The sequence below is a fragment of the Shinella curvata genome, assembly GCF_022899935.1.
In the GTDB taxonomy this organism is placed as follows: Bacteria; Pseudomonadota; Alphaproteobacteria; order Rhizobiales; family Rhizobiaceae; genus Shinella; species Shinella curvata.
Genome location: NZ_JALJCJ010000001.1, coordinates 882,190 through 899,976, shown reverse-complemented (window position 1 = coordinate 899,976; position 17,787 = coordinate 882,190). Strand labels below are relative to the sequence as shown.

Annotated in this window: 15 protein-coding genes; 12 read left to right on the top strand and 3 right to left on the bottom strand. The window is 63.7% G+C overall.

What is annotated here, in order from left to right:
* Window positions 1-63 precede the first annotated feature (63 nt).
* From MUU55_RS04280 to MUU55_RS04255, 6 genes are all read left to right on the top strand, one after another.
* Window positions 64-1,173, top strand: coding sequence for a sensor histidine kinase (locus MUU55_RS04280; RefSeq protein WP_244759511.1), 1,110 nt, complete (start codon window positions 64-66; stop codon window positions 1,171-1,173).
* Window positions 1,170-1,949, top strand: coding sequence for a LytR/AlgR family response regulator transcription factor (locus tag MUU55_RS04275; RefSeq protein ID WP_244759510.1), 780 nt, complete (start codon window positions 1,170-1,172; stop codon window positions 1,947-1,949). Before MUU55_RS04280 ends, MUU55_RS04275 begins: the two co-directional genes overlap by 4 nt.
* A gap of 55 nt (window positions 1,950-2,004) precedes the next feature.
* Window positions 2,005-2,976 carry a cellulose biosynthesis protein BcsN gene (bcsN, locus tag MUU55_RS04270; RefSeq protein ID WP_244759509.1) on the top strand — a complete coding sequence of 324 codons (972 nt, stop codon included), beginning with the start codon at window positions 2,005-2,007 and terminating at the stop codon, window positions 2,974-2,976.
* A gap of 85 nt (window positions 2,977-3,061) precedes the next feature.
* Window positions 3,062-5,233: a UDP-forming cellulose synthase catalytic subunit gene (bcsA, locus tag MUU55_RS04265; protein ID WP_244759508.1), complete on the top strand. Its 2,172-nt coding sequence runs from the start codon at window positions 3,062-3,064 to the stop codon at window positions 5,231-5,233.
* The gene (locus MUU55_RS04260) at window positions 5,233-7,578 is read left to right on the top strand and encodes a cellulose biosynthesis cyclic di-GMP-binding regulatory protein BcsB (RefSeq protein ID WP_244759867.1); all 2,346 of its coding nucleotides are present in this window, start codon (window positions 5,233-5,235) and stop codon (window positions 7,576-7,578) included. The genes bcsA and MUU55_RS04260 overlap by 1 nt, the downstream gene beginning before the upstream one ends.
* Before the next feature lie 160 nt (window positions 7,579-7,738).
* A complete protein-coding gene (locus tag MUU55_RS04255) occupies window positions 7,739-9,895 on the top strand; it encodes a cellulose synthase (RefSeq protein ID WP_244759507.1) in 2,157 nt (718 codons plus the stop codon).
* A 175-nt stretch (window positions 9,896-10,070) separates the two neighbouring features.
* Here the strand turns inward: MUU55_RS04255 and MUU55_RS04250 are convergent, their stop codons facing one another.
* Window positions 10,071-10,730, bottom strand: coding sequence for a glutathione S-transferase family protein (locus tag MUU55_RS04250; protein WP_244759506.1), 660 nt, complete (start codon window positions 10,728-10,730; stop codon window positions 10,071-10,073).
* Between MUU55_RS04250 and MUU55_RS04245 the strand changes: the two genes are divergently transcribed.
* From MUU55_RS04245 to MUU55_RS04220, 6 genes are all read left to right on the top strand, one after another.
* Entirely contained in the window at window positions 10,707-10,988 is a 282-nt protein-coding gene (locus MUU55_RS04245) for a hypothetical protein (RefSeq protein ID WP_244759505.1), read from the top strand. The two genes, MUU55_RS04250 and MUU55_RS04245, sit on opposite strands and share 24 nt — an antisense overlap.
* A 145-nt stretch (window positions 10,989-11,133) precedes the next feature.
* Window positions 11,134-12,780, top strand: coding sequence for a phosphoethanolamine transferase (locus tag MUU55_RS04240; RefSeq protein WP_244759504.1), 1,647 nt, complete (start codon window positions 11,134-11,136; stop codon window positions 12,778-12,780).
* 78 nt (window positions 12,781-12,858) lie between these two features.
* The gene (locus MUU55_RS04235) at window positions 12,859-13,515 is read left to right on the top strand and encodes a response regulator (RefSeq protein WP_244759503.1); all 657 of its coding nucleotides are present in this window, start codon (window positions 12,859-12,861) and stop codon (window positions 13,513-13,515) included.
* On the top strand, window positions 13,512-14,897 hold the full coding sequence (locus tag MUU55_RS04230) for a sensor histidine kinase (RefSeq protein WP_244759502.1): 1,386 nt from the start codon (window positions 13,512-13,514) through the stop codon (window positions 14,895-14,897). The genes MUU55_RS04235 and MUU55_RS04230 overlap by 4 nt, the downstream gene beginning before the upstream one ends.
* Before the next feature lie 171 nt (window positions 14,898-15,068).
* Window positions 15,069-15,290 (top strand): hypothetical protein, encoded by a 222-nt coding sequence (locus tag MUU55_RS04225; protein WP_244759501.1) that lies wholly within the window; start codon window positions 15,069-15,071, stop codon window positions 15,288-15,290.
* Window positions 15,291-15,497: 207 nt separating this feature from the next.
* The gene (locus MUU55_RS04220; protein WP_244759500.1) at window positions 15,498-16,274 is read left to right on the top strand and encodes an SDR family oxidoreductase; all 777 of its coding nucleotides are present in this window, start codon (window positions 15,498-15,500) and stop codon (window positions 16,272-16,274) included.
* Between the two features lie 250 nt (window positions 16,275-16,524).
* On the opposite strand, the gene MUU55_RS04215 is transcribed toward MUU55_RS04220, so the two are convergent.
* Both MUU55_RS04215 and MUU55_RS04210 read right to left on the bottom strand, forming a co-directional pair.
* Window positions 16,525-16,782, bottom strand: a complete 258-nt coding sequence (locus tag MUU55_RS04215) for a hypothetical protein (RefSeq protein ID WP_244759499.1) — start codon at window positions 16,780-16,782, stop codon at window positions 16,525-16,527.
* Between the two features lie 65 nt (window positions 16,783-16,847).
* Window positions 16,848-17,696 (bottom strand): LysR family transcriptional regulator, encoded by an 849-nt coding sequence (locus MUU55_RS04210; protein ID WP_244759498.1) that lies wholly within the window; start codon window positions 17,694-17,696, stop codon window positions 16,848-16,850.
* Window positions 17,697-17,787 lie beyond the last annotated feature (91 nt).

Sequence of the window (17,787 nt, the reverse complement as noted above, 5' to 3'; positions counted from 1 at the left end):
ATCGACAGGCGAGCCAATCGGCGGAATAGTCCGGCGGGAATGGTGACGAATGCGAGGGATGGAATGGCCAGTCTAGCCGAGACCGGTTTCGGGGTGGTGGCGCAGGACGATACCGGGCGGAACCGGGAAAAAATCGAGCGGCGCAAGGCCGTTTTCCGTCTTGCTGTGGCCTATTGGGTGGCGGTGTTTCTGTCCACGAGCGTGCTCTGGGCCATTGCCGGAACCGATCCGGTCGAATCCGCGCCCGGCAAGCTCGCCTCGATCGCCTTTGCGCTTGTTTTGACGACGGGCATGACGATGCTGCTGCGGCGCACGCTTGGCTGGCCGCTGTGGCAGCAGGTGGCCGTGGCCTTTGCCCTGTCGCTCGCCGCCACCCCCATTTCCGCCGCCGTGGACCACCTCATCTACATCGTGTGCGTCTATCCGCAGCCGGCGCAGTTCGATATCCGGGAATTCGCCTTCGGCATGATCTTCGGCATGTCGCTGTTCTTCGGCTGGTGCTGCCTTTATCTCGTGCTATGCTACAGCTTTGCGCTGGCCGAAGGAGAGCGACGCATGGCGGCCCTGCGCGAGGAAGCGCTCTCGGCACAGATGCGGGCGCTCGCCTATCAGGTCAATCCGCATTTCCTGTTCAACACGCTGAACGCCATGGCGGGTCTCATCGAAGAGGGCGCGAACGCCCCTGCGCGCAGCATGGTGCTGAAACTCTCCGGCTTCCTGCGCAAGACGCTGACGCTCGACCCCATGCAGGATATCCCGCTCAGGGAGGAACTGGCACTCCAGTCGGACTACCTTGCCGTGGAAAGCACGCGCTTTTCCGACCGTATGAAAGTCTCGTTTTCCGTGGATGAGGAGGCGAGCAACGTTCGTGTGCCGCCGCTGATCCTCCAGCCGATCTTCGAAAACGCCGTAAAATACGGCGTCGGTGCGACGCGCGGCCCGGTGGAAATCGCGCTGTGGGCAGAACGTCTCGACGATGTCCTGGTCGTCACGGTTGAAAATGACACGCTGGCGGCCGAAGCCGGGGAGATGCCGTCAGGCATGGGGATCGGCCTGCGCAATGTCGCCGATCGTATTGCCACGCATTTCGGTGGCGCTGCCACGCTCTCCAGCGGTTACATCCGGCCGGGTCGATTTGCGGTGCGCCTGACGCTGCCGTGGCAGTGCGCATGATGGACGAACGGGACCTGACCGCCGTCATCGTCGATGACGAACCCATCGCGCGCCGGCGCTTGGCCCGGCTGCTTGCTTCCATCGGTGGCGTAGAGGTGGTGGCCGAGGCTGGGGATGTTGCGGCTGCTGTCGAGGAGGCGCGTCGGCATTTGCCGGACCTCTTGCTCCTCGATGTCCGAATGCCGGGGGGCGACGGATTCGATGTGGTCGATGCGTTGAGCGACGCGCCGCCCGCGGTCGTTTTCGTCACCGCCTTCGGGCATTATGCGCTTCCCGCTTTTGCGGCCGATGCCGTCGATTACCTGACGAAGCCTGTGGAGGAAGAGCGGCTGGCCGCGTCGCTTCTTCGGGTGCGCCAGCGCCTCGGGACCCGCAACGCGACCGAGCGGCTCGCGGAAATGACGGCGGCGTTCGATGCGCTCCGGCAGGCGATGCGCCAGGAACAGAGCGGATTGCCGCCGTTCTGGGTGCGTTCGCGCGGGCGGCTGGTGCGTGTTTCGGCAGCCGGCGTGTCCCGCATCGATGCCGAGCGCGACTATGCGCGCCTTTATGCCGAAGGTGAAACCTATCTGCTGGACGAAACGCTGGCTTCGCTCGAAAGCCGGCTGCCGGCCGAACAGTTCGTTCGCGTCCACCGCTCCACGATCCTGCGCATGGAGGCGATAAAAGGGTTTCGGCGCGGCCGGCACGGCGCCTGGTTTGCCGAGCTCCTTGATGGCAGCGAGGTCCGCATCGGCCGCTCCTACCTGTCTTGCATGAAGCTTGTCGCTCTGTAGCGTGTGATGGGATCTGGGGATTCCTATTCGGCTCCGGTCCAAATATGAGTCAGTCATGGATGATTCGGCAGCGATTCGTTTTTTCGGCCGTGGCGGCGTCTTTCGGGCGGGCTCCCTGCTTGTGGCGCTGGCCGCAGCGCTTCTTGGTGGTTGCGCGGCGCGGCCGGGGGCGGGCGTTGCCACGCTTTCCTCGACCGTTCCGGCGGCGAGTGCGCTCGTCCTGCCGGCGCCGGGCACGCTTTCCATCGTCAGCGTGATCCAGCGCCAATACACCAACGCCATCGAGCAGCAGATCGCGTTGTCCACTTCGGCCTCGTCGTCGGGGCAGAATTTCATCAGCATTCAGGCGTTCGGTCCGGCCGAGACGGTTGCGATGCCGGGCGGTACGCTGAGTTTCAAGCCGGTGCGCCATTCGGCGATCCAGGCGGAAATCCGCCGTCACTTTCCCGACGGGCGTTTGACGATCTCCAGCAATTTCGTGCGCAACACCTATGGCCCCTTCGGCTACGCCTATGGACCGGGCGCCGGCAATGACGGTTGCCTCTACGGCTGGCAGCAGATCCGTTCGGACGAGGCCGACCGCAACCTCATGAACAGTTTCGGCATGCTGCAGATCCGCCTGCGCGTCTGCCAGGCGGGCGCAAGCGAGAAGCAGCTGGTCGAGCTGATGTATGGCTATACAATCGTCGGCGGCTTCACCGGCGCGACATGGAACCCTTATGGGACTCCGGCGGCGGTGGATGCCGGGGTGGGGGGCGGCAAGCCGTTGCGTGTCGCGATCGAGGAACCGCGTCGCGCGGTGGCGAGCGTCGAGACGGTCGAGCAGGCGCCTGTCGCCCGTCGTGTGACCGAAGCGAAGCCCCTCAGCCAGCGTACGGAGCAGGTGGTGGCGAAGGATGTCGTCGTCGTGCCGTCACCCACCGGCGGTTCGGTGACGACCACGACCACAACCCCGGGGGATGAGGCGATCGTGGTGCCGTCACCCGTTTGTGTTACAGGAGAGGCGGGATCGGCAACCTGTAATTGACAAAGCGGCCGCCCGGCCTAATTTTTCCTTAACATAATGATGCGTAAGGTCCGGGTTGGAACGCTATGATGGCGAAGGACGGCGTATGAGACATACCGGAACGATCATCCTGTGGGCGTTTGTCTCCGCCCTCGTGATCCTGGTCATCACCCTGCCGATCAACCTGCAGACCCAGCTGATCGCGAGCATCGCGGTCGTTACCCTCATGGCGGTCATAAAGGTGCTGCGTGCAGAAGGGATCTGGCGCCTCATCGCGCTCGCCTTCGGCACGGCCGTCGTGCTGCGCTATGTCTACTGGCGTACCACCAGCACGCTGCCGCCGCTGAACCAGCTGGAAAACTTCATCCCCGGCTTTCTGCTCTACCTCGCCGAAATGTACAGCGTCATGATGCTGGCGCTCAGCCTGTTCGTGGTGGCGATGCCGTTGCCGTCGCGCAAGAGCCGCATGGCGGAGGAGGGGAGGCTTCCTTCCGTCGACGTCTTCGTGCCGAGCTACAACGAGGATATCGGCCTTCTCGCCAACACGCTCGCCGCCGCCAAGGCGATGGACTATCCGGCCGACAAGCTGACGGTGTGGCTGCTCGACGACGGCGGCACGGAGCAGAAGCGCAACGCCGCCGCCGTGATCGAGGCGCAGACGGCCGAAGCGCGGCACCGCGAGCTGCAGGCGCTCTGCCGCGATCTCGGCGTCAACTATCTGACCCGCGCCCGCAACGAGCATGCCAAGGCCGGCAACATGAACAACGGCATGCAGTATTCGACCGGCGAACTCATCGCCATCTTCGATGCCGACCATGCGCCGGCGCGCGACTTCCTGCGCGAGACCGTCGGATTTTTTGCCGACGATCCCAAGCTTTTCCTCGTGCAGACGCCGCACTTCTTCCTCAATCCCGATCCGTTGGAGCGCAACCTGCGCACCTTCGAAAATATGCCGAGCGAGAACGAGATGTTCTACGGCATCATCCAGCGCGGCCTCGACAAATGGAACGCGTCGTTCTTCTGCGGTTCGGCAGCGGTGCTCAGGCGCACGGCCCTCAACGAAGCCGGCGGCTTTTCGGGCCTCTCGATCACCGAGGATTGCGAGACCGCGCTTTCGCTGCATTCGCGCGGCTGGAACAGCGTCTATGTCGACAAACCGCTGATCGCCGGACTGCAGCCCGCGACCTTCGCGAGTTTCATCGGCCAGCGCAGCCGCTGGGCGCAGGGCATGATGCAGATCCTGCGCTTCCGCTTCCCGTTGTTCAAGGGCGGGCTCTCGCTGCCGCAGCGGCTCTGCTACATGTCGTCCATGCTGTTCTGGCTGTTCCCGTTCCCGCGCACGATCTTCCTCGTCGCGCCGCTCTTCTATCTCTTCTTCGACCTTGAAATTTTCACCGCCTCCGGCGGCGAGTTCCTGGGCTACACGCTCGCCTACATGCTCGTGAATCTGATGATGCAGAACTACCTCTACGGGTCGTTCCGCTGGCCCTGGATTTCCGAACTCTATGAATATGTGCAGAGCGTGCACCTGCTGCCGGCCGTGGTCTCGGTCATGCTCAATCCGACCAAGCCGACCTTCAAGGTGACGGCGAAAGACGAGTCGATCAGTGTCTCGCGCCTGTCGGAAATCAGCCGGCCGTTCTTCGTCATCTTCGGCGTGCTGTTCGTCGCCTTCCTCGTCAGCGTCTACCGTTTCTATGCCGAGCCGTTCAAGGCCGACGTCACCTTCGTGGTGGGCGGCTGGAACCTTCTCAATCTCCTGATCGCCGGTTGTGCATTGGGCGTCGTGTCCGAACGCAGCGAAAGGGCATCGAGCCGGCGCGTGACGGTCAAGCGCCGCTGCACCTTCGTCATCGATGGTCGCGACTATCCGTCGACGCTCGAAAACGTTTCGGCCAATGGCGCGCGCGTGCAGGTCTTCGGGCTGGAAGGGCAGATAGAGGCGAATACGCGCGGTTACCTGCGCTTTACGCCCTCCGGCGCGACGGAGGAAGAATCGCTGCCCGTCGAGGTGCGCAATGTCGAAAGCCTTGGCAGCGTGATGGCTGTCGGCTGCCGCTTCATGCCGGAAGTGGCACGCCACCATTCGCTTGTCGCCGACCTCATTTTCGCCAATTCCAACCAGTGGAGCGACTTCCAGGTCTCCCGCCGCTACAATCCCGGCCTGTTCCGCGGCACCCTGTGGTTCCTCGGTATCGCTGCTTATCAGACGAGCCGCGGGCTCCTCTATTTCGTGCGCAGCTTCGGGGGCGCACGCAAGGGGGAGACCACATCGTGATGTTCCCTCCCGCAAAGGCCGCTCTGTTCGGCCTCGTTTTCGCGCTTTCCGCCTCCACCGCGTTCGCCCAGCAGGCGACTGTGCCTTTCGACATGTCGGGGGAGCGCGGGCCGACCGTCGAGACGAAGCCCGCGGCTTCCGACGACGGCACACCGGCCGTCGAGACCAAGGTGCCGGAAAAGAAGGCGGAGGTTCCGGATGTTGCCGCGCGTCGCTACATCATTCCCGCAACGACGCTGATGCTGGAAGGGGAGGCGGCGAGCCACTCCTTTCCGGTTTATCTGACGCCGCAACAGGCGGCAGCGGCGACCTCGATCAATCTCGGTTACTCCAACGCCGTCGTCGTCGCGCCGGAAGTCTCCGGCCTCACCGTCATTGTCAACGACGTGACGGTTGGCGAGACGCCCGTGCAGTCGCCGGAGGGCACGAAGGATATGCGCTTCGAACTGCCGGCCGGGTTGCTGCGGCCGGGCGTCAACCGGGTGACGTTCAATGCCGTGCAGCGCCATCGCACCGACTGCACGATCCGCTCGACCTATGACCTCTGGACTGCACTCGATCCGGCGCGCACCTATCTCACGGTGTCGCGTGACACCAGCGGCCGCCTGCTCACGACCGATGACATTGCGGCGATTGGCGTCGGCCCGGATGGCCGGACGAGGTTCACGATGATCGTGCCCGAAATGGGCCAGCCCATCACCACCAATGCGCTGATGCGGCTCAGCCAGGGCCTTGCCCTGATGGCGAAGATGCCGAACCAGACCTTCGACGTGGTCGATACCTTGCCCGTGACGGGCGGGGCGGGCGAATTGCACGTCATGGTCGGCACCGCGGCGGACCTTTCGCCGCTGTTGCCGGGCCTGCCATCGTCCGCCAGTGTCTCGGCGGTGGCCACCTTCGTCGATGCGCCTGCGGGTGATCGCAAGATTTTTGTCGTCAGCGGGCCTGACTGGCCCTCGATCGAGGGTGCGGTGGAAGGCATGGTTTCCCCCATCGACCGGCCGCTTGGCGTGACGCGCGAGGCGCTCAGCGTGCGCCAGCGCAATGCCGCGGAAATGCCGCTCCTATCAGGCGCGACGACGCTAAGACTGGCGTCGCTCGGCGTGCGCACGGCCGAGTTCAGCGGCCGGCGCCTGCGCACCGGCTTCGATGTCGGCATCCCCTCGGATTTCTTCGCCGGCGCCTATGGAGAGGCCACCCTGCTGCTCGATGCGGCCTATTCGGCCGAGGTGCAGCCGGGCAGTCACGTCGATATTTATGTCAATGGCAACATCGCCTCGACGGTGCCGATCACCAGCCGCAACGGCGGCATTTTCAGGCACCTTCCGATCCGCGTGACCATGCGGCATTTCCGGCCCGGCCCGAACCGTATCGATATCGAGACCGTGCTGATGACGGCGGCCGACAAGGTTTGCGCGCCGGGTTCCAGCGCCTCGGAGGAGCCGCGCTTCGCGCTTTTCGACACGTCCGAGTTCCGCATGCCGCGTTTTGCCCGTATCGCGCAGTTGCCGAACCTCGCAGCGCTCTCCGGCACGGGCTTTCCCTATTCGCGGGCGGTCGATCCGATCGCACTCTATCTCGACCGTCTCGATACGGATACGCTGTCGAGCAGCGCGACCTTCCTCGGCAAGATGGCCGTTTCGAGCGGCCGGGCCTTGCAGGTTCGGCCGGAATCCTCCGCACTTGCGATTGGCGAGCGGGATGCGCTTCTCTTCGGCACGATCTCGCAGCTTCCGCCATTGGTGCTGGCGCAGACGCATATCGAGGCCGAGAGCGCTTCAAGCTGGGGCGGTGCCGGCGGCGACGCAGGGCAGGGTGCGACGCAGGATGCGCTCAATGAATGGCAGTCGCGCGTGCGGGGTGGTTCCTGGCGCGGACAGTTTTCCGCCTTCGAGGCCTGGCTGCAGGAGACGTTCGACATTTCGCTCTCCTCGCTGCGCCTCTTGCCGGGCGAGGAAGCGCCGGTGACGCCCGACGATGCGTCGCGCTTCCTGGTCGCGCAGGGCGACAGCCCCGGACGCACGGCCGTCTGGACGGTGGTCTCGGCTCCCACGGGTGCGGATTTGCGCGCCGGCATGAATGCCGTGGCGCAGGATGCACGCTGGCAACAGCTCGACGGCTATATCACGCTGGAAAGCAAGGATGTCGAAGCGCTCGATACGCGCGCGGTCAGCCGCACGCGTTTCGTTGCCACGCAACCCTGGACTTTCGCCAATCTTCGGTTGATCGCGGCGAACTGGCTTTCGTCCAACATCCTCGCCTATGCGATGATCTTCTGCGTCCTGTCTATCCTTCTGGGCATTGCGACATCAGGACTTTTGCGTCGTTTTGGCCGTCCGGTCTGACGAGCGGCCGCAACACTGACGAGCGCTTGTTTACCGCGGGTTAACCCTATCGCGGTTTTATCGAAGCTCGTTGGTTCTCCTGCGAGGCGCTTGGCGTTGCCTATGCGTATCGTCGCAGTTCGGGGGAGCCTTGTTGATGGTGTACCGAAGGAAGCTCGGCATGAAGTCGATCCTCATGGCGGTTGTCCTGGCCTCGGCCGGAGCGGCGGGTGTCGCCGGCCTGTCTTTTGGCGTGCCCGACAGCCTGACGAAGGGATTGCCGCGCCTAGGCGTGGGGACGGACGACGTGGCAACCGGCAGCACGGAAGAATTTCCGGCTGCGGCCGTCAAACAACCCCGGTTGGAAGTTGCACAGGTCGAAAGCAGTCAGGCGAAGACCGGTACCGTTGTCGAAACGGCGGAAAGCCGCCCCGCGGTCGATGAAAGCGCATTGCGGTATTTCGCGTCGCGTGGCGACACGGCCCGTCTCAATGCGGAGATCGCGCGGCTGCGTGCGCTCTATCCCACCTGGACCCCGCCGGAAAACCCGCTTGCCGTGCCTGTCAACGAAGACAAGCAGCTGGAGGCGATGTGGGCGCTTTACAGCCAGTCGCGCTATGCGGACGTGCGTGCGGCGATCGCCAAGCGCCAGCAGGAGGATCCGCAATGGACACCCCCGGCGGATCTCGTCGAGCGTCTTGATGTTGCGGAGAAGCGCACCGCACTTATCACCGCCTCGAATGCGGGCAAGAGCGAGGATGTCGTGCGTCTCGGCGCGGAAACGCCGAGCCTGCTCACCTGCTCGGATGCCGATGTGCTGTGGCGCGTTGCCGAGGCCTTCGTCAAGACCGACCGCATGCAGCGCGCCAAGGATGCCTACGGCTATATGCTCGACAATTGCACGGACGCGCCGGTGCGCGTGGCGACGGTGCAGAAGGCGTCGACGCTGCTCGACTACGAGGACATGCAGGACCTCCTCTCCCGGGAGCGCGCCGGACCTGATGGCGTCAAGGAATTCGATGCGATCCGCGCCGATCTCGCCCGCCGTTTCGTCGGCGAAGGTGACGAGAATGCCGAAATCACCGTGGCGCCCGTCTATCTGAAGCTGGTGGAGAAGCTGGTGACGGACGAGGAGCTGGCCTCCGACGCGCTGCTGCTCGGCTGGTATCATCTCCGGCGCGACCAGAACGCCGTCGCCGAGCCGTTCTTTCGCAAGGCGCGCGCGGTCGAGGATTCCGCCTCTGCCTCGCAGGGGCTCGCCCTCATCCTCCTGGCCCGCAAGATGCCGGGCGAAGCGGAGGATGTGATGTATGCCTGGCGGACCACCTCCGAGCAGGCGATGCAGACCTATCTCGCCGCGACCACCAATCTCCTGGCTCTCGATCCGCCGCAAAAGCTCGATGCCAAGGTGCTGAACCGCATCGCGCAGGTGACGCTGGAGGAAAAGCATCCCGAGACGGGCGAGCAGTTCGGCTGGTATGCGCTGGCCATGGACCAACCGGTTACCGCCGGGGAATGGTTCGCGCAGGTGCTGAAATGGAAGGCGGACTATGAACCCGCCGCCTACGGTCTCGGTGTTGCGCGGCTGCGCCTTGAGGATGAAGCCGGCCTTGCGGCCGTCAAGCAGGCCTGGGCGGGGCGTTCGGAGCGCATAGCGCGGCTCGGTGAACAGGACGATCCGGACGACAGGACGCAGATTGTCACCGAGCGTCAGCCACGGCTTGCGTATGCCGGGCAGCGTGTCGTGACCCGCGAGGTCGTCGAGGACGTTGCCGCGCGGCCGCAACGCGTCGTGCGCACGGCTCGGCGTCCGAGCAATGCCGTGGGGGATTGCCGCAGCACGCGCAATCCTGTGGGCCTCCCGCCAGCACATGCGCTGACGCTCGGCTGGTGCCTGATGGAACGCAACCGGCCACTGGAAGCCGCTCAGGCCTTCGAAGTGGCCTTGACGGGTGAGGGGCGCACGCGCAGCGATGCCGCCTATGGCCAGAGCCTTGCCTATCTGCGCGCCGGCCTGACCAGCGATGCCGCCGTTGCCGCGACGAAGGCCAAGCTCGATCATAGCCGAGGTGCCGAGCTTCAGGTCGCCATTCTTGCCGACCGGGCCATCAGCAGTTTCCGCGCCCGGCGCTATCGCGAGACGATCGGTTTTCTCGACCAGCGCAACCAGCTTCGCGCGGAGCCGACGGACCTGATGATCCTGCGCGCCTTCTCCTACAAGAACCTCGGCATGCGCATCGATGCCGCGCGGTTGCTGGAGGCGCTTGCCGAAACCGGGCGGCAAGACGCGATCCGTGCCCTTGCCGAAATGCGCGCTGAAGACCGGGGGCCGAACTGACTGCTCTGCGGTCGCCCTTCACAGGAGGATGCGGCATGATGCTCCGCCGCGGTTTTCGCACAGCGCTCTTGTCGGTTTCTCTTGTCACGTCATTTGCTGCGGCTGACCGCCTCTATGTCGTCTGCGACAACGGCCTGTGCTGCTTCAAGGCACCATGCCCATCCTGGACGGTGGACTAATCGCGGTCGGGCGCTCCAAGCGGAAAGTACTTCCGGAAGGGTCGGCCTTCGTCCACGGCACGGGCGAAGGAGGGGCGGTCGAGCAGGCGCTTGCGATAGGCATGCACATGGGTGAGGGCCGGATCGATGGCATGTGTCCAGTCGGCATAGAACAGGAACGGTCCGGCGGCGCAATCGGCAAGCGTGAATGTATCGCCCGATGCCCAGACGCGGCCCTCCATGTGCCGGTCCAGCCAGGCGTAGGCGCGCTCCAGCATGTCGCGCGCTTCCCTGACGCCATAGGGGTCACGGTCGGCTTCCTGGCGGATCGCGTTGAAGACGATCTTCTGCTGCGGCGTTGAAACGTAGTTGTCGAAGAAGCGGTCGAGCATGCGCACCTCGATCGCCTTGTCCGGGTCCTCCGGAATGAGCTTGACCGGCCCCGGATAGTGCAACCCCAGATATTCGATGAGAACCGTCGCCTCCATAACCTGACGATCGCCGTCGACGAGGATGGGGAACCGTTTGATCGGCCAGCGTGTCTCGAAATCGAGGAGTGTCTCGGCGTCGTTGTGGTCCAGCAGGCGGTATTCGAAGTCGGTCCCGTTTTCGTAAAGGGCAGTCAGCACCTTCTGGCAATAGCTGGAAAAGGGATGAGCGTAGAGAACGGGCTTCATGACGACCTCCGCGATTGGTGTTTCTTTGTCGCAAAACCGATTGCGAAATGCAATCTGTTTTTGCAGCCTGGAAACGCCAAGCGCAAAAGCACGGTTCTAGCCGGCGCGCCACAACAGGACGCGTTGCACGTCACCGGCGTGCTGCCTGGAAAGCTGCATTTGCGCGAAGGGGATCACAAGGATCGTGACGATCAGAGCGGTCACGAACAGCGTTCCCGGATGGAACAGTCTCGGTTTCAAATGTCACCTCACGCATAGCCTGGTCCCTTGTAGCCGCAAAAGCTGACGCGCCGCTGAACGCGTTGTCGGCGCCGTTCAGCCGACTGTCAGCTTGTCCCGGCAGGGACGGGCAGGCTGCGCTTCCTCATGCGGAACGCCGGCGTGAATGACGGAAGGGAAGACGATGGGTGAAGACACTGGAGCAAAGCACGGCAATTGGCTGTGGCGGCCCGAGCTCGGCAGCATAACGGTCAGTGTTCTGACGGCGCTCTATCTGCTGGTTGTTTCCAATCAGAGTTTCTGGTCGAAGGGCTGGCTCTATCTCGAGGGGCGGCCGACTACCTTCGCCTCCATCGCCATCGGCATTGCCTTCCTCTATATCGCGTTCTGCGTCGCCGTCTCGGTGAAATATGTGATGAAGCCGATCTTCGTCTTTCTCATCCTGGCCAGTGCTGCCGGCGCATGGTTCATGGACCAGTTCGGTGTGGTCATCGACATCGAGATGATCCGCAACGCCGCCGAAACCAACAGCGCCGAGGCGGGGCACATGATCACGCCCGGTTTCATGCTGCATATGCTGGCCTTCGGCGTGCTGCCTTCACTGCTACTCGTCTGGGTCCGGGTTCGTCACCGTCCGTTTCTGTGGAAGGTGCGGGGTAATCTTGCCGTCATCGTGCCGGCGCTGGTCATCGCGCTCGTCGCCGGTCTTTCCCATGCCCGTGTCTATGCTGCCGCCGTGCGCGCGCATCATGATTGGTTCGAGGCGCTGAACCCGTTCGTGCCGATGGTGACGGCCGTGCAATTCGCCGTCGGTGAATCCGGCGATGTCAACATCGTCGCCGCGCCGCTCGGTGAGGATGCGCGGGTCGGTGACGTTCCTTTGAGCGAACGCAAGCCGCGCCTCATGGTCGTCGTTGCCGGAGAAACGGCGCGTGCCGACAATTTTTCGCTCGGCGGCTATGGTCGCGACACCAATCCGGAGCTGGCGAAGAGGGACATCTACTATTTTCCGGAAACGACGAGCTGCGGCACGGCGACAGCGGTCTCGTTGCCCTGCATGTTCTCCGTCTTTACCCGTGCTGCCTATTCCCACCGCAAGGGGCTTGAGACCCAGAACCTGCTGGATGTGCTCTCCCATGCCGGCGTGAAGGTGGAATGGTGGGATAACAATACCGGCAGCAAGAAGATCGCCGCACGGGTGAAGGAACGCTCGGTCATAAAGGACGGCAATCCGCGCCATTGCGGCAACGGCGAATGCCGTGACGAGGTGCTGCTCGAGGATCTCGACGCCTGGATCGGTTCTGTGAAGACCGACACGGTGCTGGTGCTGCACCAGATCGGCAGCCACGGTCCCGCCTATTCCCAGCGCTACCCGGAAGAATTTCGCCGCTTCAAGCCCGACTGCCGCAGCGCGGAATTCTCCGACTGCTCGCGCGAGGAGATCGTCAACGCCTATGACAACACGATCGCGTACACGGATCATATCCTGGCAGGTGTGATCGACCGGCTGGTCGGGCAGGAAGACCGGCTCGACGTCTCCATGCTCTACATGTCCGACCATGGCGAATCTCTGGGTGAATTCGGCCTGTATCTGCATGGTGCGCCCTACATGATCGCACCGCCGCAGCAGACGCATGTGCCCTTCGTGCTGTGGCTCGGGAAGGATGCCAAGGCCGCCTATTCGGCGGACTGCCTCGCCGACGAAACGAGGAGGCCGCAATCGCACGACAATCTGTTTCACTCCGTGCTCGGCATGATGCGGGTGGAAACCAGGGTGCGGGACCCCGCGCTCGACCTCGTTTCGGCCTGCCGGCTCGGCGCGACGAGTTGACCGGATCGGCGGGCGGGCTGCATGCTTGCGAGCGGAAGGGGCGACGCCTATTGTGGCTACCGGTTCCGGGAGCACGGCTTGAGAATTCTTTTGATCGAGGACGACGCCGTTCTGGGCGAGGCGGTGCGGGACTATGTCGCCGGCCTCGGCCATGCCGTCGATTGGATGCAGACGCTGGACGACGGCCGGACGGCGGCGCGGACGGTCGATTACGATCTTGTTCTTCTCGATCTGCGCCTGCCCGATGGCCGCGGACTGGCGTTGCTGACGGAGCTGCGTCGTGCGGGTGCCGTGACGCCTGTGATCATCCTCACCGCCCACGACCAGATTTCCGACCGGATCGAAGGCCTCAACAGCGGTGCAGACGACTATCTCGTGAAACCTTTCAATCTCGGCGAACTCGGTGCGCGCATGCTGGCCGTCGCGCGGCGCTACGCCGCGTCGTCGCTGCCGGTGCTGGAGGCAGGCCGGCTGAGCATCCGGCTCGCCGACCGCCGGGTGTTGCGCGATGGCGAGCCGGTCGATCTCTCTGGCCGGGAGTGGGCCGTTCTCGCGCGGCTTGCCAACCGCCCGGACGCCATCGTCTCCAAGGGCGAGATCGAGGAGGCGCTCTACGCGTTCGGCTCGGAGATCGAGAGCAACACGGTGGAGGTCTATGTCAGCCGGCTGCGCAAGAAGCTCGGCAAGGATTGCGTCGAGACGCTGCGCGGTATCGGCTACAGGCTGGGACGATGACGGACGACGCTCCTCAGAAGGGCGGCCGCCGGGCCGCTCGCCCGAGACGGAAAAGCCTCGCCGGGCGATTGATGCTGTGGATCACCGTGACCATAACGGCACTTTGGCTGGTCGCCGTCGGGTTTGGTGCGCTCATCATGCACGACGAGTTCGGCGAAATCTACGACAGTGCCCTTCAGGAGACGGCCGAGCGCCTGACGCCGCTTCTTCTCGACGACCTGCGTCGCCGCGATGATCTGGAAACACCGCAACGTATCGACGCGTCGCGCCCGCCGGCAGAGGAGGAATATCTGTCCTATCAGGTGCGCGATCTGACGGGCCGTGTGCTTCTGCATTCGCACTCGGCCACGGCCAGACCGTTCGAGGCGCCGTTGAGGACGGGGTTCTGGCAGGCCGGGAACGGGCGAATCTACACCGCGACGGCGGCTGACGGCACGATCTTCGTGCAGGTCAAGGATACGGCGGAGGAGCGCGAGGAGGCGACGCGGGAGGGCTCGCTCGCCTTGCTGCTGCCGGTGCTGCTCATCGTGCCAATCACGATTGCCGCCGTCTGGTTAGCCGTGAGGCGCGCACTGGCACCGGTGGAGACGCTGCGGGCGGCGATCGCGGAAAAGGATGGCGGCAATCTTGCGGCCATCGAGGCGACGCATCTGCCGGTCGAGCTGCAGCCGATCCTGCGCTCGGTCAACCTGTTGCTTGCGCGTTTGCGCGCGGTGGTCGCCGCCGAGCGGGAATTCACCTCCAACAGTGCACATGAATTGCGCACGCCTATTGCCGGTGCGCTGGCCCAGACGCAGCTTCTGCTGACGGAACTGAAAGACGCTCCGGCCCGCACGCGCGCGCAGCAGATCGAGACATCGTTGCAGAAGCTGACCAAGCTCACCGAAAAACTGCTGCAGCTCGCCCGCGCCGAAGCGGGCATCGGTGTCGCGGAAACCACATTCGATATCGCCGACGTCGTCGGTGTCGTCGTCACCGATTTCCAGCGCGCATCCGACGATGCGCAGCGGATCCGGTTTTCGAGTGAACTCGCCGTACCGCGGCTTTGCGAAGGCGCGGCCGATGCCTTTGCGATCGTGCTGCGCAATCTGATCGAGAATGCGCTGCTGCATGGGAAGGCCGGCGCGCCGGTGGACATCCGGCTGACGGGCGAGGGCAATGTGTGCATCTCCAACGCGGCGCCGCGTCTTTCCGAGGCGGAGCTTGTAGCGGTGCGCAAGCGCTTTGCGCGCGGCAGAACCGCAGCCGCCGGCTCAGGGTTGGGGCTCTCCATCGCGGAGCGTCTGCTCCAGCAGATGCGGGCAAGCCTGGTGCTGACCTCGCCCATACCGGGACGTGTTGACGGCTTTCAGGCCGAGATCGTGTTTCCTGCCGCCGGATGAGTTTTTTTCGGCGCCCCATTACTTCATGCCTGAACTATCTCGTTTTCCAGCATTCCGGCGCTGAATGGTGCTGTGAAACCCCCAAATATTTTCGTGTTGCATGTGACAAAGCTGTGGCTTTTTGCCGCATTTTGTGGTTTTCTGTGGGTATAAGCAAAAAAGGTGGGGAATATGGGTCGCAAACCGGAAGATTATGCGCGGCTTCTTGCCAGCGCACTTAGCAAACTCCATGCCGCAGAGTGCCACGGAGCCTCCGAACCGCTCTCCGAGCATTGTGTCCAGGTGATCAGTCAGACCATCGCAGCCGCGATGGACGACGCCCGGAAAGTTCATATCGAGCAAGAGCTTGTGGCGATGCGTGAACGCCGCGAGCGAATCCATCTGCATTCCTGACGCTCTGTCATCTCTCCCGGCGGGCCGCCCCTGCCGGGCGATCACGCCCCTGCTGGTCAAGTGCGGAGACACGACGTAGAACGGGCAAGCACGCCCCGCTGCGCCGCCGCGCCTGTCCCGCACCGTTCCTTCTGGTCCGGCTCGTTCGGCGGTCGCTTTCGGTGGGCGCGGCGAGGCGGATCTGGATGAGAACGGCGGGGAGCTGATATGACCGATTGGGGCAGGACCGGAAACGACAGGATCGCGCTGGTGACGGGCGGTGGCACGGGCATTGGCCTTGCCATTGCACGGGGTCTCAGCGCCGAAGGGTATGCCGTGGTCATCACCGGCCGCCGTGCGGGCGTGCTGGAGAAGGCGTCGGCTGATATTTCCGGCGAAACGGGCAATCCTGTTCGCGCGATCACCTGCGACGTCGGTGATCCCGGCGCGGTCGCTGCGGCGTTCGCCGCGGTCAGGCAGGAATTCGGGCGGCTTGACCTGCTCGTCAACAATGCCGGCTCCAATGTGTCGCCGGCTCTGTTGGAGGATATTCCCTTCGAGGAATGGTCGAGCATCCTCGCCGCCAACCTCACGGGCGCCTTTCTCTGCACGCAGCACGCCTTCCGCATCATGAAGGACCAGACCCCACGCGGCGGACGCATCATCAATAACGGCTCGATCTCCGCGAGCGCCCCGCGTCCGAATTCCGCGCCCTATACGGCAACGAAGCATGCCATCACCGGTCTCACCAAGTCGACGGCGCTCGACGGGCGCAAATACGACATCGCCTGCGGCCAGATCGATATTGGCAATGCCGCGACGGACATGACGTCGAAGATGAACGCCGGCGTGTTGCAGGCCAACGGCGAGATCGCAAGCGAACCGACCATGTCGGTCAAGCACGTCGCCGATGCCGTGATCTACATGGCCAGTCTGCCGCTCGACGCCAATGTCCTGACGATGACGGTAATGGCGACCAACATGCCCTTCGTCGGGCGGGGGTAATATTTTTCGGGCTATGCGCGATGTCGGAACTTTAAAGGTACGCGCTACTTTTTGGGGAAGCCGCGAACCTCTCATCCGCCATCCTCGGGCTTGACCCTAGGACCCATGCCACAAGCGTTGAGGTTGCCGCATGGATCCTCGGCTCAAGGCCGAGGATGACGGCAGAGAGGAGGAGAGGGCCGCGATCACAAAGAAACAGAGACTGCTAAGCCTCGGCAACCGCGCTCGCCACCCCCGAGGACAACCGTCGTTACCGCCGTCGTGGCTCGCCGCCCTCGGCATAGACCGTCTTCTGCTGGAACTTGAAGATATGGCCGCAGCGGCAGCGGATCATGTGCCTGTCGGGATATTTCGACGGGCGCTCGGTGAGGAAGCCGATGGGCAGCGCATCGATCTTGAAATCCGGATCCTTGCGCGTCGGCATGTCGTCTTCCGAGACCTCGGCATAGCCGGAATTGCCGCACATGGCGCATTCGAGTTTGCGCGAATAGCGGTCACGGGCGGCCATGGGCGATTCCTTCATTCGGTGTGGTTTGCCCGTTAATAGGCATCGGTCCTGCGTGTTTCAATGCCTCATGCCGCAAGTAGCGCCTGAAGCACGGCGATGATGCGCCGATGCTGGTGGGCATGGCGGGTACGCACGTTGACGGCGGCATAGACGGCCTGCGAAATCGGTTCCGCGCCGGCTACGCGGCTGACGGCGCCTGTCCGTAGGAGTTTTTTTGCATCCGCCTCCGTCACGAAGGCCGAGCCGCCGAGCTTCTGCATCAGAGCGAGGATGGCGGTGGTTTCGCCGCTTGCGATCGGCGCGGTGGAGAGGCCGGGATGCGCCTGCCGGTGCAGCCGGTCGAAGGCAGGGGAATAGACGGCCTGGATATAGTCTTCCGGTCGTACATCCTCGATCCGGCTCACCTTGTTGCTCACCATCTCGTAATGCACGTCGCCGATACGCTCGTAGTGCAGGTCGGGCAGGTAATGCGGGGTGAAAAGGATGGCGAGGTCGAGGTCGCCGGCGCCCAGATCGCGGTTCATCTGACTGGAATAGTCGACCTCGAGATAGACCGAGGTCGCAGGCAATTCCTTGCGGACAGCGGCCAGCCAGTCGCCTGCATAGTGGGCAGCCAGATCGTGCTGCAGGCCGATGCGCATCGAGCGCTCATAGGCGCCGGCCGTCTCCACTGCGCGTGTCGCCTCATGCCATTGATGTTGCAGGGCTTTTGCGTGGTCGAGAAAACGTAGGCCGGCCGCTGTCGGTTGCGTGCCGCCCTTGTTGCGGGCGAAGAGTTTTCGGGCAAAAAGCACCTCCAGCGCATTGATGCGGTGGGTGACGGTGGACTGCGTTATGTTCAGCCGCTCCGCCGTGCGGTTGAAGTTACGGGTTTCCATCAGGTCGAGGAATGTCTCAATCAGAACGATTTGCATGAATACGCCGTATTTTTCCAAATGTTTGGCGAGAGTGTAATCAGTGTTATCGATTAATAAAGCGAATTCCACCGGCTTGTCGCTTGCCTGT